This is a genomic window from Bradyrhizobium sp. Pa8 (genome assembly GCF_052588265.1).
In genome coordinates this window covers 7,397,908-7,418,041 of the sequence record NZ_CP176767.1, presented here as the reverse complement: position 1 = coordinate 7,418,041, position 20,134 = coordinate 7,397,908, and the positions used below count along the sequence as shown (strand labels likewise).

Here is a 20,134-nt window from a genome sequence, read left to right as displayed (position 1 = left end):
GCATGGTTTTGAAGTTCTGGTCGGACGAATCCGGTGCGACCGCGATCGAGTACGGCCTGATCGCAGCGGGTATCGCGCTGGCGATCATCACCGTGGTGAACAGCCTGGGCACCAGCATGAACGAGAAGTTCGGTTCGATTAGCAGTTCCTTGAAGTAATTTCCGCCTCCCATTTCCCGGCGGGGGCTGTTTTTCTTTAGAGGCTGTTTCCTGATCACCGCCCGCTGGGGGAGTTGCCCCCCGGCGGGCGAGGTCGTTTTGGGGGGGCCCGGAATGCCCACGGCCCTCCACTCGTTTCGCCAAAGTTGTCCACGGCTTTATCCCGCCACTCGTCCCCAGCTTTTCCACCGCCTTGTGCGGGGCGCGCCGGGCCTGCCGCGCGCAGGCGACCCACTGCTTTCTCACAGCCTTGCCAACAGCCTGTCCACAGCTCTTTCCACAGACCTATCCACGGCTTCCGAACAGCGAGCGGTGATCCCTCAAGATCATCTGCGCGGCGTTATGGCCGGGGGCGCCGGTGACGCCGCCGCCGGGGTGGGCGCCGGAGCCGCAATGGTAGAGGCCCTTCAGGGGCCCGCGATAGTCGGCATGGCCCAGCATCGGCCGCGCCGAGAACAGCTGGTTCAGCGTCAGTGCGCCGTGGAAGATGTCGCCTCCCAACAGACCGAATTGCCGTTCGAGGTCGAGCGGGGAGAGGATCTGGCGGCCAAGCACGCTTGCCGCAAAGCCGGGTGCGTATTTGTCCACCGTCGCGATCATGAGATCGGCGACCTCCTCGCGATGGTCGTCCCAGGACTTTCCGTCGGGCAGTTCGGGCGCGACGTGCTGGCAGAACAGGCTCGCGACGTGTTGGCCCGCCGGTGCGAGCGTGTCGTCGAGCGTGGAGGGGATCAGCATTTCGACGACCGGCTCCCGGCTCCAGCCTAGCGCGCGCGCGTCGAGATAGGCGCGGTCCATGTAGCCGAGGCTTGGCGCCAGGATGATGCCGGAGGTGAGGTGATCGCCGTCGCCCGGGAGCGCGGTGAAGGAGGGCAGGCGGTCCAGCGCCACGTTCATGCGGAAGGTGCCGGAGCCGTTCTTCCAGTGCCGGATGCGCGCGAGGAAGTCCGGGGGCAGGGCGTCGGCCGCGATCAGCCGCGTATAGAGCAGCTTTGGATTGACGTTGGCCGCGACATATTTTGCGCGGATGGACGTGCCGTTCTCCAGCACCACGCCCACCGCGCGGTCGCGCTCGACGATGATCTCGCGCACACCCGCATCCGTGTCGATCGTGACGCCGCGGCCCTGCGCGGCGCGCGCCATCGCCTGCGTGATCGCGCCCATGCCGCCGATGGCGTGGCCCCAGACGCCCTTCTTGCCATTCACCTCGCCGAAGGCGTGGTGCAGCATCACATAGGCCGAGCCCGCCGCGTACGGACTGGCATAATTGCCGACGATGGCATCGAAGCCGAACAGCGCCTTGACCAGATCGTGCTCGAAGCGCTCGTCCAGCATCTCGCCGGCCGAGCGGGTGAAGAGATCGAGCAGGCTGCGGCTCTGCTCCAGCGTCAACCCACGCAGGATGTTGGCGCTCTGGAACGCGTTCACCGCTTCGCGGATCGCGTTCGTGCCAAAACCGTCGAGCAGGTTCGGCGGCGCACGCAGCACGAACTGCCGCAGCACGTCGGCGATATCCTCGAGCTCGCGCGAGAACCCGTCGAGCGCGCTGGCGTCGTGTGTGCTCAGCCGCGCGACGGACTCCTTCGTCCGCCCCTCGCCGGTGAGCAGATAGCTGCCGTCGGGCGCGGGCAGGAAATTCTGGGCGCGCCGTTCGACGATCCGCAGGCCCTGTTCAGTGAGGCCCAAGTCGCGGATCACCTGCGGATTGAGCAGGCTTACCGTGTAGGCCGCGACCGAGTTGCGGAATCCGGGGTGAAACTCCTCCGTGACCGCGGCCCCGCCGACCACCTTGCGGCGCTCGACGACGCGCACGCGCAGGCCCGCCATCGCGAGATAGGCCGCGCAGGTGAGGCCGTTATGGCCAGCGCCGATGATGATGACGTCGGTTTCGGTCATGAAGGATTCAAAATGTTCCACGGTCATTCCGGGATGGTCCGAAGGACCAGGCCTGGAATGACATCTGTATATCAAGCAATCGTCGCTGCAACATCACGAGACCCTTTATTGCCCGTTCATGCGCCCTGTGCTCCATTGCGCGCGTCCGGCGCCCGCCGGGGTTTAAGCCGGAGCTTCCATGGATTCGATCGTGCAACCCGCCGCCACGGAGCAGCCGTCCTCGTCACGCAACCGGCTGCTGCTGACGGTCTACACCGCCGCGATCTTCGTCAGCGCGCTGCTGCTGTTCTCGGTGCAGCCGCTGTTCGCCAAGATGGTGCTGCCGCGGCTCGGCGGCTCGCCGGCGGTGTGGTCGGTGGCGATGGTGTTCTTCCAGTCGCTGCTGCTGGCGGGCTATGCCTACGCGCATCTCTTGATGCAGATCAGGAATCGCATCGTTCCGGTCGCGGTGCATGTGGTTCTGCTGATCGCAGCCTTCGCCACGCTGCCGCTCGGCATCGCCACCGCCTACGGCGATCCACCGGCCTCCGGCTATGCGTTCTGGCTGCTCGGCCTGTTCGTGGTCTCGATCGGCTTGCCGTTCTTCGCGCTCGCCGCCAACAATCCACTGCTCCAGGCCTGGTTCGTCCGCACCGGCCACCCTGCCGGACACGATCCCTATTTCCTCTATGCGTCCTCCAACATCGGCAGCTTCCTCGCGCTGTTGTCCTATCCGTTCCTGCTGGAGCCGATTTTCACGCTGCACACGCAGAACCGGTTCTGGACCCTTGGCTATGGCCTCCTGATCCTCCTGATCGCAGCCTGCGGCGTTTTGCTGCTGCGTTCGCAGAAGCTGGCCGTGATCGACGCAAAAACCGAGGACGTCAATGCGCCCGCGCCTGACATGGTGACGCGGCTGCGCTGGATCTTCCTTGCCGCGGTGCCGTCCGGCCTGCTGATCGCCGTCACGGCGCACATCTCGACCGACGTCGCGGCGGCGCCGTTGCTCTGGGTGCTGCCGCTGTCGCTGTATCTGCTCACCTGGGTGGTGGTGTTCCAGTCGCGGCCGCTGCTGCCGCACAAATGGATGCTGATGCTCCAGCCGGTCGCGATCGCTGGCGTCATCGTCCTGCTGGCCTTCGGCGGCGAACAGAATCTGCTGCTGACCCTCGGCGGTCACCAATTGTGCTTCTTCGTCATCGCCATGGCCTGCCATGGCGAGCTGGCGCGGACACGCCCGGCCGCCAAATATCTCACGGGTTTCTATGTCGCGCTGTCGTTCGGCGGCATGGTCGGCGGACTCTTTGCCGGCCTCGTCGCTCCATTCACCTTCTCCTGGATCGCCGAATATCCGATCTTGGTTGCGCTCGCGGCGCTGTGCCGGCCGCCGGCGAACGAGCGGCTGGCGGGCATCGTCAGATGGTACTGGCTGGCACTCGCCGTGCTCGCAGTGGCGCTGGTCGCGCCGTCTTACATGACCGGCGGTCTTTCGACCTGGTTCGAGGATCATCGCGTCTGGGTCGCGGGGGCCGTCGGCGTGCTCGCAGCGCTTCTGGCGCTCGCGCTCAACGCCAGCCGCTGGAAGATCTTCGCCACCGCCGCGCTTGCGCTGGCGTTGATCCGCGTCTATCCGGCGGACGAAGGCCGCGTCACGACGGTGCGCAGCTTCTTTGGCGTGCACAAGATCGTGGTGACGCCCGGCGGCTATTTCCATGTGCTGATGCACGGCACCACGATCCACGGCGCCGAACGCTTCCGCAACAATGACGGCACGCCGGTCGTCGGCCGGCCCGAGCCGATCACCTACTATCACAAGGACGGCGGGATCGGGCAGGCCATCACCGCGATCCGCGAGCGCAAGGGCGCGCCGCTGAAGGTCGCTGCCATCGGCGTCGGATCGGGCACGCTCGCGTGCGCCGCGGAGTCCGGCGAAAGCTGGACCTTCTTCGAGATCGACCAGTCCATGGTCGACGCGGCGAGCGATCCGAAGAACTTTCGCTACATATCGAGCTGCATGCCGGGCCTGAAGCCGGTGATCGGCGATGCTCGCCTCACCTTCGCGAAAGAGCCCGACGGCGCGTATGATCTGATCATCGTCGACGCTTATTCGTCGGATGCGATCCCGATTCATCTCGCCACCGAAGAGGCGATGAGTATCTACAAGGACAAGCTGGCGCCGCACGGCGCCGTGGTGATGCACGTCTCCAACCGGCACCTCGATCTCGAGACCGTCGTGGTCGGTATTGCCGATGCCAACGATCTGAAGAGCTGGGTCTTCAACGAGGATTCCGGACGCGACGGGGACTACATCTTCTCGACCGACGTCGTCATCTCAGCGCGCGAGGAGGCCGACGTCGGCCGGCTCGCCTCCTCCAAGTCATGGGAGCAGACCGAAGCCGACGACCGGGTGCGGGTCTGGACCGACGACTATTCCAATATTTTGGGCGCGCTGTACCGGCGTCTGCGGGATGGGGAGTAGGGACGCCAAAGATACGGCGCGCAGATTTACGAGAGGCCGTCATGCCCGGATAGACTTCACGGCATCACCGGCGTTCCCGCCGGCAATGCAATTCCCTTCTCGCCCGCGACCTGCCGCAGCAGGTCCGGCCTGTCCGAGATGATGCCGTCGACGCCGAGCTCGATCATGCGCGCCATGTCCTCGCGCTTGTTGACGGTCCAGACCACGATGCGCAGTCCGAGCGTGTGCGCTTCAGAGATGACCGCCTCGGTCACATCGCCGTAATAGGGCGACCAGACGGTGCCGCCCGCAGCCTTGATCGTCCGCGGTAGCGAGCCGCCGTGATCGGCCGGGCTGAAACCCGCCGTCCAGTTCGTCGCCTTGTCCAACGACACCGTCTGGCCCGAGCCGCGCTGGAGCGTCAGGTAGACCGTCGGAATGTTGGGCGCTTGTTGCTGGACGAGCAGCAGGGTCCGCCAGTCGAACGACTGGATCATGACGCGATCGGAAAATCCTTCGGCCTCGATCAGCCCGAGCAGCTTTGCGACAAAGCCTCGCGGATCGAGCGACTCGTCCGGATGGTTTGGATCGATCTTGGTCTCGATATTGAGACGCACACGCGTGTTGCCGGCCTTGCGCACCAGCGCGAACAGCTCGCCCAGGGTGGGAATGCGTGTCCCCGGCACGGCCCGCTGGTCGGGGAATTGCTTCGCGTAGGAACTGTCGGGCCGGATCTGGCCAACGTCATAGGTCCTGACGTCGGCCAAGCGCAGCTTCACGAACGGCGTGCCGGGCGGGGCGACATAGGCGCCGCCTGCATCGCGCGCGAGGTCGGTATTGAGCCCGCGTTCATGCGACACGACGACCTCGCCATCCGCGGTCACGCCGACGTCGAGCTCCAGCGTGTCCACGCCCATCGACAGCGCGTTGGCGAAGGCCGGCAGGGTGTTTTCCGGCAACAGCGCGCGCCCGCCGCGATGCGCTTCGAGATCAAAGGCCATAGCTTGTAAGGTCATGGCTTGTCCCGCAGTGAGAACCGAGAGCACGATCAGGATTGTCGCGGCACGTGACGGCATCGAGGTTCGCAGCCCAGGTGAAAGGAGGAGCTTATGAAATCTTCGCCCGGTTCGTCCAGCTGGTCGACAGGTGCTTGACGGCGGCCGGCGAAGGCGGAAACTGGCTCTCAAAAAAGCATCGGTTCAGGGAGCCATTGATATGCGGCTTATCTTCATCGCAACGATGGCGGTTTTCATGGTCGGACAGGCGCTAGCCAAGGATGTGCTTTCGGGCGCGAGCCTCTATGAAGATGTGGCGCGCTATGCATCCTTCGGTCTGCACCGCTTCGGCTCTGCGGGCGATCGCGCGACGGCCGACTGGGTCGCCGGCGAGATGAAGCAGGCGGGTTTCGAAATCAGCTTCCAGCCCGTCGTGCTCGGGCGGCAATATGTCGTCGAGCGGGCCAGCGCTGAAGCTGCCGGCATCTCTGTCGAGGCGACGCCATTCTGGTGGCCGCCGGAGGACAAGGCCAGCTTCCATCTCGCCGCGCCGCTCGCGCGCGATGGCGACGTCACCGGCAAGATCCTTCTGCTCGACCTGCCGTTCGATCGCGGCGCCTATCTGGGGCCGAGCCATCGTGCGGCGATCGCGGAAGCCGCGGCAAGGAAGCCGGCGGCCATCCTGCTGATGATCGGCAATCCCGCCGATGACCGCTTCGCCTATAACGTCACGCAGGAGGATGCGCCCTGGCCGGTGCCGGTGATCGTGGTCGGCGCGGCGTCGCGAGCGGTGTTCGAGCGCGCGCTCGCCTCAGGCGCGCCTGTCACCTTCGACGTCAGGGGCCATTACGAGCGCGATGTCGTTGGCCGCAACGTCATCGCCGAGATCGGGGCCGGCCGTGGGCCGGTCATCGTCGTCTCCACGCCGATGACCGGCTGGTACTCGTGCGTATGCGAGCGCGGCCCCGGCATCGCCAACTTTCTCGCGCTGGCGCGCACCGTCGCCGCCGAGAAATGGCCGGCGCATCTTGTTTTCATCGCCACCGCCGGCCACGAGATCGGCCATGGCGGCATGGAGCTGTTTCTGAAGCACGGAGCGCCGGCACCGAAGGACACGCTGGCGTGGATTCATTTCGGTTCGTCGAACGCCTGCTATGCCTTCGCGGAAGGCGCCCGCACCGATCGGTCCGAGCAAGAGCGTTACCTCGTGCTGAGCAAATCCGCCGTCGCGCTGACCGACGAGACTTTTGCAAAAGTCGAGGCCAAACGTCTTGTGACGGAGAAGCAGGCGGTCGGTGAGCTGCGCGACGTGCATGCAGCGGGCTACGCCAATTTCCTCGGCATGGCTGGGCGCCATCGGACGTTTCATACGCCGTCAGACGATCTCGCCGCGACCGGGCCCGAGATCCTCGAGCCGGTCGCGCGCGCCTTTGTCGATGCTGCGCGAAAGATCGTCGAACGCGGCAACGCCGCGTTCCGGTAGCGTCAGTTCTGATAGTAACCGCGCGGCTGATAGTATTGCCGGGGCTGTGGCTGATAGTAGCCCTGCTGGCCGTAGCCTTGATTGTAGTACTGCTGCGGCTGCTGCTGTTGATAGACCTGCGCGTCATACAGCGGGCGGCTGGCCGAGCGCGGCGCGGGATAGCGCGTGCCGGTGTCGCTGCCGTCGGCCGGATAGATGTAATTGTCGTCCTGCGGCATGTAGCGGCGGGCGGGCTGCGCCGGCGGTGCGAGATTCACGGGATCGCCTGAGGTGGCGTACTGCTCTTCGGCGGGTTGCGGCGCGCGGGCCACCGCTGTGGGGTTGCGGCCGCGCGGATTGCGGGCGAGCGCGACCTGCGCCGAGCCGGTCAGCGTCACCGTGGTGTTGAGCACGCCCTGCTGCTGCACCAGTGCGTAGAGCGTCGAGGCATTCTGGCGCGACAGCCGCACGCAGCCATGCGACGCCGGCGAGCCGAGCCGGCCGACCGAGTCGGTGCCGTGGATGGCGTGCCCGACCTTGGTGAAGAAGATCGCGTGCGGCATCGGCGCGTCGTCGAATTCCTTGGAGTAGTGATCCTCTTCCATCCGGAAGGCGCGGAAGCCGCCGCTCGGCGTTTCGCGCGAGGGGATGCCTGTTGACACCGGCCAGTGATAGCGCGCGACGCCGTCGACGGCGACGGTCATCTGCTGATTGTCCTTGTCGACGGTGATCTCGACCTTGGCCTGCGCGGTGCCCGCGCTCAAAAGCATCAATGAGGAAAAAACGATGAAAAAGGAACGCATCTGGAAACGCATTTGAGGGAAACGCATTTGAGTTCTGGCCTCCGGCCTGTTCACGCTAGGCGCCGCGGCTCTCCGTCCCCCGGCGTGCAATATGCCTGCAATCCGGCTATCGTTCCAGCGGGCTGCCCGTCCATCGTTAACGCGATGCCGGGCGTAAGCAAGGCCGCTTTGTGCCGCGTGGCTGGCGGCGGTGCTGACATTTTCGCGAGCGTGCCGAGCAGTCACAACGCCGACAATTCGTCACAAAGACGCAACCATTCGGCCGCTTCAGGCGTTGATCGTGGCAGCCTCGACGGGCGGCTTCCGCTGCCCTTTCCCCTTTACTTCCCTTGGGACCGAAGATGAACAAAACCCGTGTCGCCGCCGCGCAAATGCCGGCCGGTTTGCCCATCCGCCTGCTGTTCGCAGCCACCGCCATGCTGCTCGCGCTGTTGTCGCTGCCGCAAGCCGGCCACGCCCAGGGCATCGTGCGCGGCGCCCAGGAGGGCTCCTATGAAGGCAACCGGATCGCCGGGCCTGTCGGTGGCGTAGTTGGCGGCGCGGTCGGCGCCGGTGTTGGAGGGGCCGTCGGTGCGGTCGAGGGCGTGTTCGGCATTCCACATCACCGCCATTACCGCTGCCGCGGCTACTATGACGGCTACCATCGCTTCCACTGCTACAGGTGAGGTAGCGCCGTAGCCCGGATGGAGCCAAGCGCAATCCGGGACCGCTGGTGCGTGAGTTGACGCTCGTCCCGGATTTCGTTGCGCTCCATCCGGGCTACGGAACTGCGGTCAGTTCTTCAGCCGATACCCGGTGCGGAAAATCCACCAGATCACGGCGAGGCAGATCACCAGGAACGTCGTCGTCATGCAGATGCTGACGGACACGCTGACATCCGCGATCTCGTAGAAGCTCCAGCGGAAGCCGGAGATCAGATAGACGACCGGGTTCAGCAGCGCCACCGTGCGCCAGCCTGCGGGCAGCATGTCGATGGAATAGAAGCTGCCGCCGAGGAAGGTCAGCGGCGTCACCACCAGCATCGGGATCATCTGCAGCTTTTCGAAGCCGTCGGCCCAGATGCCGATGATGAAGCCGAACAGGCTGAACGTCACTGCCGTCAGCACCAGGAAGGTCAGCATCCAGATTGGATGGTGGATATGGAGCGGCACGAACAGGCCGGCTGTCGCCAGGATGATGAGGCCCAAAATGATCGATTTGGTCGCGGCGGCGCCGACATAGCCGAGCACGATCTCGACATAGGAGATCGGCGCCGACAGGATTTCGTAGATCGTGCCGGTGAATTTCGGAAAGTAGATACCGAACGAGGCGTTGGCGATGCTCTGCGTCAGCACCGAGAGCATGATCAGCCCTGGCACGATGAAGGTGCCGTAGCTGACGCCCTCGACCTGGCTGATGCGCGAGCCGATGGCAGCACCGAACACCACGAAATAGAGCGAGGTCGAGACGACAGGCGAGACGATGCTTTGCAGCAGCGTACGCCAGGTGCGCGCCATTTCGAACAGATAGATGGCGCGGATGGCGCGATGGTTCATGACGTCCTCACGAGGTCGACGAAGATGTCCTCGAGCGACGATTGCGTCGTGTCGAGATCGTTGAAGCGGATGCCGGCGTTGCGGAGGTCGCTGAGCAGGCTGGTGATGCCGGTGCGCTCGCCCTTGGTGTCGTAGTCGTAGACGAGCGTCGCGCCGCCGTCGCAGAGGTCGAGCTCGTAATGGCTGAGGCTGTCCGGCAGCGCCGTGACCTTGCCCTGCAGATGCAGCGTCAACCGCTTCTTGCCGAGCTTCTCCATCAACGTCGCCTTCTCCTCGACCAGCACGATCTCGCCCTTGTTGATGACGCCGATGCGGTCGGCCATCTCCTCGGCTTCCTCGATGTAATGCGTGGTCAGGATGATGGTGACGCCGGATTGCTGCAGGGTGCGCACCACCTCCCACATGCCCTTGCGCAGCTCGACGTCGACGCCGGCGGTCGGCTCGTCCAGGAACAGGATCTGCGGCTCGTGCGACAGCGCTTTCGCGATCATCACGCGGCGCTTCATGCCGCCGGAGAGCGTGATGATCTTGTTGTCCTTCTTGTCCCAGAGCGAGAGGTCCTTCAGCACCTTCTCGATATGGTCGGGGTTCTTCGGCTTGCCGAACAGGCCGCGGGAGAAGCTCACCGTCGCCCACACGCTCTCGAAGGCGTCGGTGTGCAATTCCTGGGGCACGAGGCCGATCAGCGAGCGGGCCTTGCGGTACGAGGTCTGGATGTTCTCGCCGCCGACCAGGACCGTGCCTTCGCTTGGGTTGGCGATGCCGCAGATGATCGAGATCAGCGTGGTCTTGCCGGCGCCGTTGGGGCCGAGCAGCGCAAAAATCTCGCCGCGCTTGATCTCGAGATTAACGTTCTTGAGCGCCTTGAAGCCGGACCCATAGGTCTTCGACAAATTGGCGACGGAAATGATGGAGGACATGATGGCCGCAGGGCTGGGGGGCAAAGACTGGGGAGGGGAGGCTGGAACCGTCCCGGGAGGAGGTCAGCGGAGCCCTGAAATAGGAATGCACTTGCCCGGCCGCAATTGGCTGGGGAAAAATGGTCTCAAAACAGGCCCTTCGGCGGCAGGTTCCAGGCAAGTGTTGCGCGATGGTCACGGGCTGTGGCTAAGATTGCCGCTCACGCGCCTCTTTGTTGCGTCTGCGAGCAGGCCGTGGCTACGATTCCGGCCAATCGCAAAGCGTATTGTCCCCAGGGAAAAGATCGATGAGACCGAACGGCCGTCACACCGCCGGCGCCAGCCAGTTGTCCGCCCTCCGTGTGTGGGCAATCTGCCTGCTCCTGCTGTCAGCTGTTGCCATCAGCCCGACCACCGCCAAGGCCGCGCCCAGCCAGGCCGCCGCCACGACGCATGTCTACCTGCTCCGTGGTGTGCTCAACGTCTTCTCGCTCGGCCTCGACACGATCGGCGCCCGGCTCCAGGCGCAGGGCATCCCGGTAACCGTCGCGAACTTCGTGTCCTGGTCCTCGCTCGCCGATGAAGCCGCGGCCAATTACCGGGCCGGCCGCGTCAAGACCATCATCCTGGTCGGCCATTCCTCCGGTGCGACTGCGCTGCCGGACATGATCGCCAAGCTCAACCAGCTCGGCGTTCCCGTGAAGCTCGCGATCGGCCTCGATTCCGTGTTCAAGACCAGGCTGTCGACCGGCGCCGAACGCTACATCAACATCTATATCGGCGACGGCCCCGGCGAACCCGTGCGGGCCGCGTCTGGCCTCCGCGGCAAACTCGACAATGTCGACGTGCGCGGCACTGGCGTCGGCCACATCTCGATCGACAAGAGCGAGGCGATCCAGCGCCGCGTCATCGGCGAGATCGACGCCGCCATCATGCGCTCGCGCGCCCCGGCAAGTCCGGTCGCCGAACCCGGCGCGCCCAGGGCCCCGCGGCAGGCACGCTCGGCGGCGGCGACGGCGCCGGCGCGGAACTGAGGCGTCAGCCTGGAAATCGCTGATCCGATCACGCCGCCGTCGACTTCATTGTCGGCGGCGGCGATGTCTTGTCGGCGATGGAAGCATGACCGCCAGATGTGGGAAGGGCCCGCCGCAGTAGCGGCGAGCCCTTTCGAAGTGTCAGTCTGGACGGCCTTATTTCTTCTCGGGCACCCAGGTGGTGCTCGCCTTGTCGTATTTGAAGCCCGGCGCCTCCTGGATCACACGGACTTCACCTCGCCGCCGTCCATGCGCAGCACCGTGCCGGTCATCCAGCGCGCCGGGGGCGAGACGGTGAATGCGATCAGCTCGGCGACCTCGCCCGCCTCGCCGAAGCGCGTGATGCAGGCCTGATCGAGCACCTGCCGTCTGGCGTCGTCGAGCGCGATCTTGCGGGACGCCGCGGCCTTTTCGATCATCGACAACCGGCGACCGGTCATGATGGCGCCCGGCGAGATGCTGTTGACCTGGACACCGTCCGCGATACCGCGCTCCGCAAATGTCTTGGCAAGGGCCTCGATGGCGGCGTTGATCGTGCCGACGGCCGCTGCTCCAGGCTTCGGAATCACCGCCGCGTTGCCGGACATGAACACGACGCTTCCCCTCGTTTGCTTCAGGGCGTCCCAGGCTCGGATCGTCAGCCGGCGCGCACCGTGGAATTTGAGCGCCATGCCGGCGTCCCACTGCGTGTCGGTCATCTCGAAGAGGTCGAGACCGGCGACGGCGCCGGCGACATTGACGAGCGCATCGATACGGCCAAAGCGATCCAGCGTCCGGCTCACAAGCGTGTCTGCCGATGCAGCTTCCGCCAGGACGAGATCGAGCACTAGCGGTTCGGCACCGGCCGCCTCGATCTCGCGGCCGACCTCGTCGAGCTTTTCGGCGCTACGCGCCGCGATGGCGATCGCGCCGAAGTCGCGCGCAAGCCGAACCGCGGTGGCCCGGCCGATCCCCGAGCTTGCGCCTGTCACGATGGCGACGGATCTCGTCATGGTGATGTCCTCGTCCTATCGGAGGTGGCCCAGGAAATCGCGAATGCTGTCGGCGATCTCGCGTGCATGCGTCTCCAGCGCGAAATGGCCGGTGTCGAAGAACTGCACCACGGCATTGGGGTTGTCGCGTTTGAACGCCTCGGCCCCGGGCGGGATGAAGAACGGATCATTCTTGCCCCAGACCGCGAGGAAGGGCGGCTTGTGCTTGCGGAAATAGTCCTGGAATGACGGATAGAGCGCGACGTTGCTCTTGTAGTCGCCGAACAGGTCGAGCTGCACGTCGTCGGAACCGGGGCGCGCGAGATAGAAATTGTCGAGGTTCTGGCCGTCCGGCGACACGATGGTCACATCGGGAACGCCATGCGTGTATTGCCAGCGCGTCGCCTCGGGCGTGAGGAAGCCGCGCAGCGCGTCGCGATTGGCCGGCGAGGGGTCCTGCCAATAGGCCTTGATCGGAGTCCAGCCGTCGCTCAGCCCGTCCTCGTAGGCGTTGCCGTTCTGCGAGATGATCGCAGTAATCCGTTCGGGATGGCTGAGCGCAAGCCGGAAGCCGGTGGGCGCACCGTAATCGAAGACATAGACAGCAAAGCGATCAAAGCCGATCACTTCAGTGAAGCGCTCGATCACGTGCGCGACGTTGTCAAAGGTGTAGCGGAAGTTTTCGCGCGAAGGCATGTCGGACTGGCCGAACCCGGGCAAGTCCGGGGCCACGATGTGAAACGTGTCCGCGAGCAACGGGATCAGATCACGGAACATGTGGCCGGCACTCGGGAATCCGTGCAGCAACAGAAGCTTCGGCGCGCCCGAGGGCCCGGTCTCGCGATAGAACACGTTGAAGCCATCGATGTCGGCCGTGCGATATCTCGTAGAGGTCATGGCAGTCTCCGTTCCTGGTAATGGGTGTTATTGATTTGAGGCGGTTTGATCCGGATGCCGGACGCGCTAATTCCCGCTCACGGCGCGGACCGCATCGCGAATGATGTCGGCAACAGCCGCAGGCGCGGTGACGCTCGGTGTATGATCGACGGCGAGAGAGCGGCTGTTCGCCTTCATGCGTTCCGCCATGAAGCGCTGCGTCTCGGGCACGATCGTGCGGTCCTGCTCGGCGATCAGGTACCAGCTCGGCATGTCCTTCCAGAGCGGGCGCCCGGCCGGGACCGTGATGCAATTGAGCGAGATCGGCCGCTGCACGGCTGCGAGTACGGTGTGATCCTCCGTCGAGGCGTTCTGCGCGAACGCCGCGGCAAAGGCGTCCTTGGGCAGCCAGATCAGGCCATCGTCATCGGGAGCAAGCTTCGGCGCGAGCGGGTGCGGGGTTAGGCGATAGAACACGTCCGCGACCTTCTCACCTTCGTCGGGCGCGAGCGCTGCGACATAGACCAGCGCCTTCACGCGGGCAGGACGCGCAAGCGCGATGACTGCGCCGCCATAGGCATGTCCGGCCAGCACCACCGGGCCCTCGGTGCGGTCCAGGCTCCGGTTGAGGGCGGCGATATCGTCGGCAAGCGAGGTCAGCGGAAGCGGGGCCGCCTGCGCCTTGACGCCCTCGGCCTCGAGCGCGGTGATGACGCGCGCCCAGCTTGAGCCGTCAGCCCATGCGCCATGGGCCAAGACTACGGTCACATCCGCTTTGGCCATCTTCGCTTCCCCATTTGTAACCTGTTAAAAGCTACAAAGAGGTTACTTGGCGTATTCGTAACTTGTCAGTAGGCATTTAACAGGTTACATGAGCGGCATTCCGTCCGGCAGGGAAGCGACGCATGCCAAACAGACCGCCCGCCATGTTCATTGCCGACTCGCTCGGCCTCGATTTCCTGAACTCCATCGCGACGCCGGTTGATGTGGCCGTCGATTGGATCAGCGACGGTGACGGCCTGGTCGACTGGCTGGCGCAGGCAAAGCTTGTCCCCGCGGACGAACTGGAGTCGCTGAGGGCGCGCACAAGGCCAGACGAGCTGGACGCGGTCGCCGATCAGGCGAGGGCGTTGCGCGAGTGGTTCAGGACGTTCGTTCGCAAGCATGCCGGCGGGCCGCTCGGTTCGGATGCACTCCGCGAACTCGATCCGCTCAATAGCCTCCTGGCGCGTGACGAAGCTTTTCGCCGGATCGAATCCCGGCATGATGACGGCAATCCCGGCCTCGCGCTACGGATGACGCGGCGCTGGCGATCGCCTGAATCCCTGCTGCTGCCGGTCGGCGAGGCAATGGCGAAATTCGTCTGCGATGAAGACTTTTCCGACGTGAAGGCGTGCGAGGGCCATAACTGCACGATGCTGTTCGCGGACCACACCCGCAGGCGCGCGCGGCGATGGTGCACGATGGCGATCTGCGGCAACCGCGCCAAGCAGGCCGCACACCGCGACAGGCTCAAGAGCAGGCACTGACCGAGGGCAGCGCCAGATGCGGCGCAGCCTAGGCAGCCGTCACGCGGACCGGCATGCTCTCCAGCCCACGCAGGGAATTGTTGAGCCTGCGTTTCGGCTCTGCCGTGAGCTCGATGGTCTTCACGCGCCTTGCGAGCTCGCCGAAGATCAATTCGCCTTCCAGACGTGCGATCATCTGGCCGACGCAGGCGTGAATGCCGGCGCCGAAGCCGACATGTCCGGTCGCGACCCGCTCGACTTCGAAGCGGTCGGGTCGGTCCCAGCGCGCCGGATCGCGGTTGGCTGAGGCCATGAACAGCAGCACCTTGCGGTGCGCTGGGATCACGCCGCCACCCGTCTCGACGTCGCGCGAGGTGGTTCGGAAGAACGTCTGCACCGGTGAGTCGTAGCGCAGGCCTTCCTCGAAAGCGTTGCGCGCCAGCTCCGGCTTGTGGTGCAGCTTGCGATATTCATCCGGATGCGTGGCGAGTGCCAGCAGGGTATTCCCGATGCCATTGACGGTGGTGTCGATCCCGGCGGTGAGGAACGGCCGCACCAGGTGCGTTGCTTCGTGCTCGGTGATCTCGCCGTCGTCGGCGGCGTGGTAGATCATCATGCCGAGCCCGTCGGGCTGCAACGCGTCCCGGGCGCAGCATTCCATGATCCAGGTCTGCGCGGCGAGGCCCGCCTTGCGCGATGCGGCCAGCATCTCGTTCTCCGGGCCAAAGCTGTCGAACACGAAGGTGCTCCAGGCCAGCAGCTTCTCGCGGCCATCCGGCCGGATGCCGATCGCATCCGGAAACACTTTCATGGGATAGGCCTCCGCAAGATCGGTCACGGCATCGAAGGTGCCTTTGTCGATCAGCTCGGAGACCTTCCTCTCCGCTTCCTGCTGAAACGTCTCGCGCAGCTTCCTTGCGACGCCCGGGGACAGGGTGCGGCCAAGGACGCGGCGACCCTTGTCGTGATCGGGGGGATCGATCTGGAGCGTCAGCGGTTTCGGCAGGGCAGGATTCATCCCGTGAAGCCCGACACCCTCGCCACTGATGAAGGTCTTCCAGTCCTTCAGCGCCGCCTCGACCCCGGCATAGCCCGCCATGGCCCACACGTCGTAACGCGCGAGCCTGAACACGGGCCCCAGCGCACGCAAGGTTTCGTAGGCAGGATACGGATCGATCAGGAAATCAGGCGCAAATGGGTCGGCCTGGCTGCACGCGATGCCGGTCATCGTGAACTCCTGATGCCGCTTATTGACTGGAGAGTGGACACTTGCCTTCGCTCTCCGAGCGGAATGCGTCCTCGCCCTTGATCGTGGCGACGACCTTCAGCAGGTCCCAGGCCGAACTCGACTCCTCGGGCGCCTTGACCTGGAGCAAATAGAGCGGGTGGATCTTGCGCCCGTCCTTGCGGATGGTGCCCTTGCCGAACAGCGGATCGTCCGTCGGCATCTCCTTCATCGCCGCCACGACGGCCCTGCCGTCCTTGGCGCCGCCGACCTTGTCGACCGCCTTGAGGTAGTGAATGACCGAGGCATAGACGCCGGCCTGCATGTCGTTGGGATAAGCCTTCGAGGGAATGCGCTCGGCGAACCGCTTGGCAAAAGCCCGCGTGCCGTCGTTCAGATCCCAGTAGAACGGGTTCATGATCTGCGCGCCCTGCGCAAACTTCAGTCCGAGTGAGGGAAGGCCGTTCATCCCCAGGATCAATCCGACTAGCTTGTGGTCCTTGGTCAGCCCGAATTCGGCGGCCTGCTTCATCGAGGTGATGGTATCGTCGCCGGCGTTGGCGAAGCCGACGACGTTCGCGCCCGAAGCCTGGGCCTGGAGCAGGAAGGAGGCGTAGTCGGCCGTTCCCAGCGGATGCCGCACGCTGCCAAGCACCTCGCCGCCGGACGCTTTCACGGCCTCCGCGGCCTGCTTCTCCAGATCGTGACCGAACGCGTAGTCGGCGGTGATGAAGAACCACTTCTTGCCGCCCTGCTGCACGATCGCCTTGCCGAGGCCGCGCCCGTAGGCATAGGTGTCGTAGGTCCAGTGCACGGTGTTCGGCGTGCATTTCTCGCCGGTCAACAGCACCGTTCCAGCGCCCGATCCGACGAAGACCTTGTTCTTCTCGGCGCTCATGCCGGCGACAGCGAGCGCGATCGAGGAGTTGGGGATGTCGAAGGTCGCGTCCACGCCGTCATTCTCGTACCAGCGCCTGGCGATGCCGATCCCGATGTCGGTCTTGTTCTGGTGATCCGCCGCGACGACCTCGACGGGCTTGCCGGCGGCCTTGCCGCCATAATCCTCGACCGCCATTTTTGCGGCGACGACCGAGCCGATCCCCTGATAGCTCGCGAACGGACCGGATTGGTCGTTCAGGATGCCGATCTTCACGGCATCCTGGGCAAAGCCCGGCGCGGCAACCAGCATTGAGGCCAAAATGCACAATTTGTGCAGGAATTTGCTGTTCATTGTGTCCCTCCCATATGCGGTCTTGGTGCCGCTAAATAATAGTTATATTTTATAGCTATTTTTGAGAGTGTCAATTCGGCTGTGGCCGCCGGGGATTGAGGATCATGAGCTCGAAAACCGTAAGACCCGGGTTGAAGTCCGATCAGCAGCCGGAGAAATCGCTGGACCTGCGCGCGCTCCGGCGGACGCCCGGCTTCATGCTGCGCCTCGCGCAATTGAAGTTCTTCGAAGGCTTTTACGAGGAGTTCGCCGCGTTGGGCCTGACGCCGGCGACCTATGCGATCTTCGCCGTCATTCGCGACAATCCCGGCGTGCCGCCGAGCAGCCTCGCCAGCCTGCTTCGGCTGCGCCTGCCGAACCTGATCAAGATCCTGAACGAGCTCGAATCGTCCGGCTTCATCAAGCGCAACCGCTCGAAGGCGGACCGCCGCGCCGTCGAACTGATGCTGACGCCGAAGGGCGCAAAGCTCATTGTCGAGGGGGCAAGGCTGACCGACCCCTACAACGAAAAGATGCTGGCCCCGCTCAACGCGGCCGAGCAGCGCACGCTGCTGGAATTGCTGAACCGGCTCCTGCCGCTCTAGATCGGGCTCTATCGCTTCCTGACCAGCTTCAGGGGACGACCGGCCTTCTGAATGCGGGGCTTGATCGCAACGCTCTGTGCGTCGGGCGGGTTCAGGAAGCGCGCGAGCATTGTCCTCAAGTGCTCCACGTTCTGCTTGATATCCAGCTTGGGATTGCGGATCGGCATGGCGCGGGATCCGTCGATGAGGGCGATCAGGATGTTCGCCGTCGCCTCCGGATCTAACCCTGGATCCACCCGTCCCTGCTCCTGCGCCCGGCGCAGGAAGTCGCTCCACATGCGGCGGACCGCCCCGGTGTGGCGTTCGATGATCTCGGCGAATTCCGGATTGCGGGCGGCCTCCGCGAGGCCGTCCAGATTGAGGATCTGGGCGGGACGAAACCGCAGGCTGGTTTCCTCGATATCGACGAGCAGCGCCTCGATCACGTCGGTGGCCGCGAGAATCTTTTCAAACCGCTCCGCCGACCGCGCGAGACCGAGGTCGATCATCGCCTCGATGATCGCCTCCTTGCTCGCGAAGTAGTGATAGAGGTGGCCCGGACTGATGCCGGCTTCGGTGCAGATATCTGTCGTGCTGGCGCCGCGGAAGCCGTCCCTGATGAAGCAGCGGATCGCCGCGCCGAGGATTTCCCCGCGCTTCTGCTCATGCTTGACGGGGTCGACTTTCCTCAAACCGGACATCTCCATTCACACTCGCCCCGTTTAGCACGACGGTTCGCCACGAGAAAATCAAAATTAGAGAGTTCCATCTATTTATGTTGACGGATGTTGCGAGGCGTGAGAAGTTATTATTAGAGCGATCTCTCTAATAAACTGCCGATGCGGGAATGGGACCATGCGCTTTCCACGGACGGCCCTGATGGGTGCCGCGCTTGCGCTCGGAGGGTGTGCGACCGCGCCGCTCGAACAGGCCGGCTCGCTCAGGAGCTACGACCGGATGTCGGAGGCGAACGGGCTGGTGACGCGATCGAAAATCCGCGTGAACAAGCAGGATGTGCTGGCGGCGAAGACGATCCGGATCGCATCGACCGTCTTTCCCGCGCGCACCGATGTCGTGTTGAACGAAAAGGAACGTCGCCTGGTTGCGAACGCCATCAGCCGCGAGCTGTGTCTCCGCCTGAGCGAGCGCTTCCGTATCGTCTCATCCGATGACGACGCCGATCTCACGGTGCAGGCGACGGTGACGCATGCCGCGCCGACCAGCCCGACCGCCTCCGGCGCATCGAAAGCCCTGTCGATTGCCAAGACCGTTGCGCTTCCCGGGGTGCCTGTACCGGTGCCGAGGCTTCCGGTCGGGCTCGGCAGCCTGTCGGTCGAGGCGGAAGCGCGCGACTTTGCAGGATTTCAGAAGGCGGCCATGGTCTGGGCGCGCGGCGCCAACTCGATTACGAACTCTCCGCGGGTCGCCAATGAGGGCGATGCCTACGATCTCGCCGCCGATTTCGGCACGGACTTCGCAAAACTGGTTTCGACCGGAGAATCGCCGTTCGGCGGCATCCCTGCGCTGCCTCCGATCGACAGCATTCCCGTGCGGCTCGGCGGAGCGCCCAAATATGTCGCCTGCGAAGCGTTCGGACGGTTTCCCGGCATCACCGGCTTCGCGGGGCAGGGGCTCGGCCTGCCGCCGGCCTGGACCGATTCCGGCGCCAAGGAGAGCCCGGCCAACAATGCGGCCCCGCCGCCCGTGCCCGGAGCGAATTCAGAGCAGGCGCTGACACAGTGATGCGGTTGCGCGCCCCGCAACATCCGAACCCGACGCATTGGTCGCCGATCAGAGTTGATGACATGCTGACATCCGGAATAACTCGCCCTTCCCAACGCGCTTTGCGCCAAGGCGCAGCGCGCGACGATGCGCGCGCGAAGAGCGTTCCCCTGTTCACGGCCGATGAAGCTTGGAGCCGGACGAACGTTGATCGGCGTGCAGCCGACGAGAGGGATGACCAGGACTCGATGCTCGAGCCCGGCTTCTGGATGACGGCCCTCGTCGCGTGCCTGCCCACGGTCGCGGGCTGCCTCTATCTCGTCCTGACCCAGGGATGAGGCGCGCAGCGAGCGCCGCACCGGGGACAAGCGATGCATCCACGATATGAGTTGGCGCGGTGCGGCCAGCGAAGCTCCGTCTTCGGCCGCCGCAGATCTCTGGCGGCCTTGTCCGCCGTCTTGACGCTGCTGCTGGCGGGATGTGCGTCGAGCGGGAATTTGCCTCCTGTCTATCATCCTCCGCGGCCGCCTGGAGCCAAGGCGGTGCAGGAGGGCGTCAGGAAGGCAGCCGCTGAAGTCAAGCTGACCGGGGGACTCGAGACATCCGCCGTCCGTCCTACCGACCACGGGCCGGGGTCGTATTTCGTCTGCCTGAGGCAGCGCGGTAGTCCGTCTGACAGACGCCCGGCCTATTCGGTCTTTTTCGACGATGACGCCTACAAGGGAATCCAGATCTCGGTGATCCTCGATACCTGCGAAGCCCAGCCATGGGTTCCGTTCAATTGATGCCGGGGATGCAAGGGGGCAGAATGAGAACCTC

General features: G+C 64.7%; 21 protein-coding genes. 10 read left to right on the top strand and 11 right to left on the bottom strand.

The window, feature by feature from the left end:
• The first annotated feature begins 2 nt into the window (after positions 1–2).
• A complete protein-coding gene (locus ACKWRH_RS35185) occupies positions 3–158 on the top strand; it encodes a Flp family type IVb pilin (protein WP_085965691.1) in 156 nt (51 codons plus the stop codon).
• Between the two features lie 285 nt (positions 159–443).
• Here the strand turns inward: ACKWRH_RS35185 and ACKWRH_RS35180 are convergent, their stop codons facing one another.
• Positions 444–2,054, bottom strand: coding sequence for a phytoene desaturase family protein (locus tag ACKWRH_RS35180; RefSeq protein WP_445217264.1), 1,611 nt, complete (start codon positions 2,052–2,054; stop codon positions 444–446).
• A gap of 178 nt (positions 2,055–2,232) precedes the next feature.
• On the opposite strand from ACKWRH_RS35180, the gene ACKWRH_RS35175 reads away from it, so the two are divergent.
• The gene (locus tag ACKWRH_RS35175) at positions 2,233–4,512 is read left to right on the top strand and encodes a fused MFS/spermidine synthase (RefSeq protein WP_445217263.1); all 2,280 of its coding nucleotides are present in this window, start codon (positions 2,233–2,235) and stop codon (positions 4,510–4,512) included.
• Positions 4,513–4,568: 56 nt separating this feature from the next.
• On the opposite strand, the gene ACKWRH_RS35170 is transcribed toward ACKWRH_RS35175, so the two are convergent.
• Positions 4,569–5,507, bottom strand: a complete 939-nt coding sequence (locus ACKWRH_RS35170; protein ID WP_445217262.1) for a glycerophosphodiester phosphodiesterase — start codon at positions 5,505–5,507, stop codon at positions 4,569–4,571.
• Positions 5,508–5,706: 199 nt separating this feature from the next.
• Between ACKWRH_RS35170 and ACKWRH_RS35165 the strand changes: the two genes are divergently transcribed.
• A complete protein-coding gene (locus ACKWRH_RS35165; protein ID WP_445217261.1) occupies positions 5,707–6,969 on the top strand; it encodes a hypothetical protein in 1,263 nt (420 codons plus the stop codon).
• Between the two features lie 2 nt (positions 6,970–6,971).
• Here ACKWRH_RS35165 and ACKWRH_RS35160 read toward each other — a convergent pair whose 3' ends face one another.
• Positions 6,972–7,751, bottom strand: a complete 780-nt coding sequence (locus ACKWRH_RS35160; RefSeq protein ID WP_445217260.1) for a L,D-transpeptidase — start codon at positions 7,749–7,751, stop codon at positions 6,972–6,974.
• Between the two features lie 341 nt (positions 7,752–8,092).
• Here ACKWRH_RS35160 and ACKWRH_RS35155 point away from each other — a divergent pair, with 341 nt between their 5' ends.
• Positions 8,093–8,416, top strand: a complete 324-nt coding sequence (locus ACKWRH_RS35155; protein WP_445217259.1) for a hypothetical protein — start codon at positions 8,093–8,095, stop codon at positions 8,414–8,416.
• A 108-nt stretch (positions 8,417–8,524) separates the two neighbouring features.
• Here ACKWRH_RS35155 and ACKWRH_RS35150 read toward each other — a convergent pair whose 3' ends face one another.
• Positions 8,525–9,286 carry an ABC transporter permease gene (locus ACKWRH_RS35150; RefSeq protein WP_445217258.1) on the bottom strand — a complete coding sequence of 254 codons (762 nt, stop codon included), beginning with the start codon at positions 9,284–9,286 and terminating at the stop codon, positions 8,525–8,527.
• The gene (locus tag ACKWRH_RS35145; protein ID WP_445217257.1) at positions 9,283–10,206 is read right to left on the bottom strand and encodes an ABC transporter ATP-binding protein; all 924 of its coding nucleotides are present in this window, start codon (positions 10,204–10,206) and stop codon (positions 9,283–9,285) included. Before ACKWRH_RS35145 ends, ACKWRH_RS35150 begins: the two co-directional genes overlap by 4 nt.
• Positions 10,207–10,493: 287 nt before the next feature.
• Here ACKWRH_RS35145 and ACKWRH_RS35140 point away from each other — a divergent pair, with 287 nt between their 5' ends.
• Complete coding sequence (locus tag ACKWRH_RS35140) at positions 10,494–11,219, top strand: hypothetical protein (RefSeq protein ID WP_445217256.1); 726 nt, start codon at positions 10,494–10,496, stop codon at positions 11,217–11,219.
• Between the two features lie 221 nt (positions 11,220–11,440).
• Here ACKWRH_RS35140 and ACKWRH_RS35135 read toward each other — a convergent pair whose 3' ends face one another.
• The 3 genes from ACKWRH_RS35135 to ACKWRH_RS35125 all read right to left on the bottom strand — a co-directional run bounded on the left by ACKWRH_RS35135 (position 11,441) and on the right by ACKWRH_RS35125 (position 13,849).
• Complete coding sequence (locus ACKWRH_RS35135) at positions 11,441–12,211, bottom strand: SDR family oxidoreductase (RefSeq protein ID WP_445217255.1); 771 nt, start codon at positions 12,209–12,211, stop codon at positions 11,441–11,443.
• A gap of 15 nt (positions 12,212–12,226) precedes the next feature.
• A complete protein-coding gene (locus ACKWRH_RS35130; protein WP_445217254.1) occupies positions 12,227–13,087 on the bottom strand; it encodes an alpha/beta fold hydrolase in 861 nt (286 codons plus the stop codon).
• A gap of 66 nt (positions 13,088–13,153) precedes the next feature.
• Positions 13,154–13,849, bottom strand: a complete 696-nt coding sequence (locus ACKWRH_RS35125) for an alpha/beta fold hydrolase (RefSeq protein WP_445217253.1) — start codon at positions 13,847–13,849, stop codon at positions 13,154–13,156.
• A gap of 122 nt (positions 13,850–13,971) precedes the next feature.
• Between ACKWRH_RS35125 and ACKWRH_RS35120 the strand changes: the two genes are divergently transcribed.
• A complete protein-coding gene (locus tag ACKWRH_RS35120) occupies positions 13,972–14,595 on the top strand; it encodes a CGNR zinc finger domain-containing protein (RefSeq protein ID WP_445217252.1) in 624 nt (207 codons plus the stop codon).
• A gap of 28 nt (positions 14,596–14,623) precedes the next feature.
• Here ACKWRH_RS35120 and ACKWRH_RS35115 read toward each other — a convergent pair whose 3' ends face one another.
• Together ACKWRH_RS35115 and ACKWRH_RS35110 are read right to left on the bottom strand one after the other, a co-directional pair.
• The gene (locus ACKWRH_RS35115) at positions 14,624–15,802 is read right to left on the bottom strand and encodes a cytochrome P450 (RefSeq protein WP_445217251.1); all 1,179 of its coding nucleotides are present in this window, start codon (positions 15,800–15,802) and stop codon (positions 14,624–14,626) included.
• A gap of 19 nt (positions 15,803–15,821) precedes the next feature.
• Positions 15,822–17,030: an ABC transporter substrate-binding protein gene (locus ACKWRH_RS35110; protein WP_445217250.1), complete on the bottom strand. Its 1,209-nt coding sequence runs from the start codon at positions 17,028–17,030 to the stop codon at positions 15,822–15,824.
• A 104-nt stretch (positions 17,031–17,134) separates the two neighbouring features.
• On the opposite strand from ACKWRH_RS35110, the gene ACKWRH_RS35105 reads away from it, so the two are divergent.
• A complete protein-coding gene (locus ACKWRH_RS35105; RefSeq protein ID WP_445217249.1) occupies positions 17,135–17,614 on the top strand; it encodes a MarR family winged helix-turn-helix transcriptional regulator in 480 nt (159 codons plus the stop codon).
• An 8-nt stretch (positions 17,615–17,622) separates the two neighbouring features.
• Here ACKWRH_RS35105 and ACKWRH_RS35100 read toward each other — a convergent pair whose 3' ends face one another.
• Positions 17,623–18,300 carry a TetR/AcrR family transcriptional regulator gene (locus tag ACKWRH_RS35100; protein ID WP_445217248.1) on the bottom strand — a complete coding sequence of 226 codons (678 nt, stop codon included), beginning with the start codon at positions 18,298–18,300 and terminating at the stop codon, positions 17,623–17,625.
• Between the two features lie 172 nt (positions 18,301–18,472).
• Between ACKWRH_RS35100 and ACKWRH_RS35095 the strand changes: the two genes are divergently transcribed.
• The 3 genes from ACKWRH_RS35095 to ACKWRH_RS35085 all read left to right on the top strand — a co-directional run bounded on the left by ACKWRH_RS35095 (position 18,473) and on the right by ACKWRH_RS35085 (position 20,100).
• Positions 18,473–19,336, top strand: coding sequence for a DUF3313 domain-containing protein (locus ACKWRH_RS35095; RefSeq protein WP_445222533.1), 864 nt, complete (start codon positions 18,473–18,475; stop codon positions 19,334–19,336).
• Between the two features lie 62 nt (positions 19,337–19,398).
• Positions 19,399–19,653, top strand: coding sequence for a hypothetical protein (locus ACKWRH_RS35090; RefSeq protein ID WP_445217247.1), 255 nt, complete (start codon positions 19,399–19,401; stop codon positions 19,651–19,653).
• 204 nt (positions 19,654–19,857) lie between these two features.
• Positions 19,858–20,100, top strand: coding sequence for a hypothetical protein (locus ACKWRH_RS35085; RefSeq protein WP_445217246.1), 243 nt, complete (start codon positions 19,858–19,860; stop codon positions 20,098–20,100).
• Positions 20,101–20,134 lie beyond the last annotated feature (34 nt).

What these genes read in the sequence shown, in the direction of transcription:
- ACKWRH_RS35105 (WP_445217249.1), top strand. Translation starts at nt 17,135, where the DNA reads ATGAGCTCGAAAACCGTAAGACCCGGGTTGAAGTCCGATCAGCAGCCG.
- ACKWRH_RS35165 (WP_445217261.1), top strand. Translation starts at nt 5,707, where the DNA reads ATGCGGCTTATCTTCATCGCAACGATGGCGGTTTTCATGGTCGGACAG.
- ACKWRH_RS35115 (WP_445217251.1), bottom strand. Translation starts at nt 15,802, where the DNA reads ATGACCGGCATCGCGTGCAGCCAGGCCGACCCATTTGCGCCTGATTTC.
- ACKWRH_RS35150 (WP_445217258.1), bottom strand. Translation starts at nt 9,286, where the DNA reads ATGAACCATCGCGCCATCCGCGCCATCTATCTGTTCGAAATGGCGCGC.
- ACKWRH_RS35155 (WP_445217259.1), top strand. Translation starts at nt 8,093, where the DNA reads ATGAACAAAACCCGTGTCGCCGCCGCGCAAATGCCGGCCGGTTTGCCC.
- ACKWRH_RS35170 (WP_445217262.1), bottom strand. Translation starts at nt 5,507, where the DNA reads ATGACCTTACAAGCTATGGCCTTTGATCTCGAAGCGCATCGCGGCGGG.
- ACKWRH_RS35100 (WP_445217248.1), bottom strand. Translation starts at nt 18,300, where the DNA reads ATGGAGATGTCCGGTTTGAGGAAAGTCGACCCCGTCAAGCATGAGCAG.
- ACKWRH_RS35095 (WP_445222533.1), top strand. Translation starts at nt 18,473, where the DNA reads ATGGGTGCCGCGCTTGCGCTCGGAGGGTGTGCGACCGCGCCGCTCGAA.
- ACKWRH_RS35125 (WP_445217253.1), bottom strand. Translation starts at nt 13,849, where the DNA reads ATGGCCAAAGCGGATGTGACCGTAGTCTTGGCCCATGGCGCATGGGCT.
- ACKWRH_RS35130 (WP_445217254.1), bottom strand. Translation starts at nt 13,087, where the DNA reads ATGACCTCTACGAGATATCGCACGGCCGACATCGATGGCTTCAACGTG.
- ACKWRH_RS35090 (WP_445217247.1), top strand. Translation starts at nt 19,399, where the DNA reads ATGCTGACATCCGGAATAACTCGCCCTTCCCAACGCGCTTTGCGCCAA.
- ACKWRH_RS35120 (WP_445217252.1), top strand. Translation starts at nt 13,972, where the DNA reads ATGCCAAACAGACCGCCCGCCATGTTCATTGCCGACTCGCTCGGCCTC.
- ACKWRH_RS35140 (WP_445217256.1), top strand. Translation starts at nt 10,494, where the DNA reads ATGAGACCGAACGGCCGTCACACCGCCGGCGCCAGCCAGTTGTCCGCC.
- ACKWRH_RS35135 (WP_445217255.1), bottom strand. Translation starts at nt 12,211, where the DNA reads ATGACGAGATCCGTCGCCATCGTGACAGGCGCAAGCTCGGGGATCGGC.
- ACKWRH_RS35180 (WP_445217264.1), bottom strand. Translation starts at nt 2,054, where the DNA reads ATGACCGAAACCGACGTCATCATCATCGGCGCTGGCCATAACGGCCTC.
- ACKWRH_RS35160 (WP_445217260.1), bottom strand. Translation starts at nt 7,751, where the DNA reads ATGCGTTCCTTTTTCATCGTTTTTTCCTCATTGATGCTTTTGAGCGCG.
- ACKWRH_RS35185 (WP_085965691.1), top strand. Translation starts at nt 3, where the DNA reads ATGGTTTTGAAGTTCTGGTCGGACGAATCCGGTGCGACCGCGATCGAG.
- ACKWRH_RS35145 (WP_445217257.1), bottom strand. Translation starts at nt 10,206, where the DNA reads ATGTCCTCCATCATTTCCGTCGCCAATTTGTCGAAGACCTATGGGTCC.
- ACKWRH_RS35110 (WP_445217250.1), bottom strand. Translation starts at nt 17,030, where the DNA reads ATGAACAGCAAATTCCTGCACAAATTGTGCATTTTGGCCTCAATGCTG.
- ACKWRH_RS35175 (WP_445217263.1), top strand. Translation starts at nt 2,233, where the DNA reads ATGGATTCGATCGTGCAACCCGCCGCCACGGAGCAGCCGTCCTCGTCA.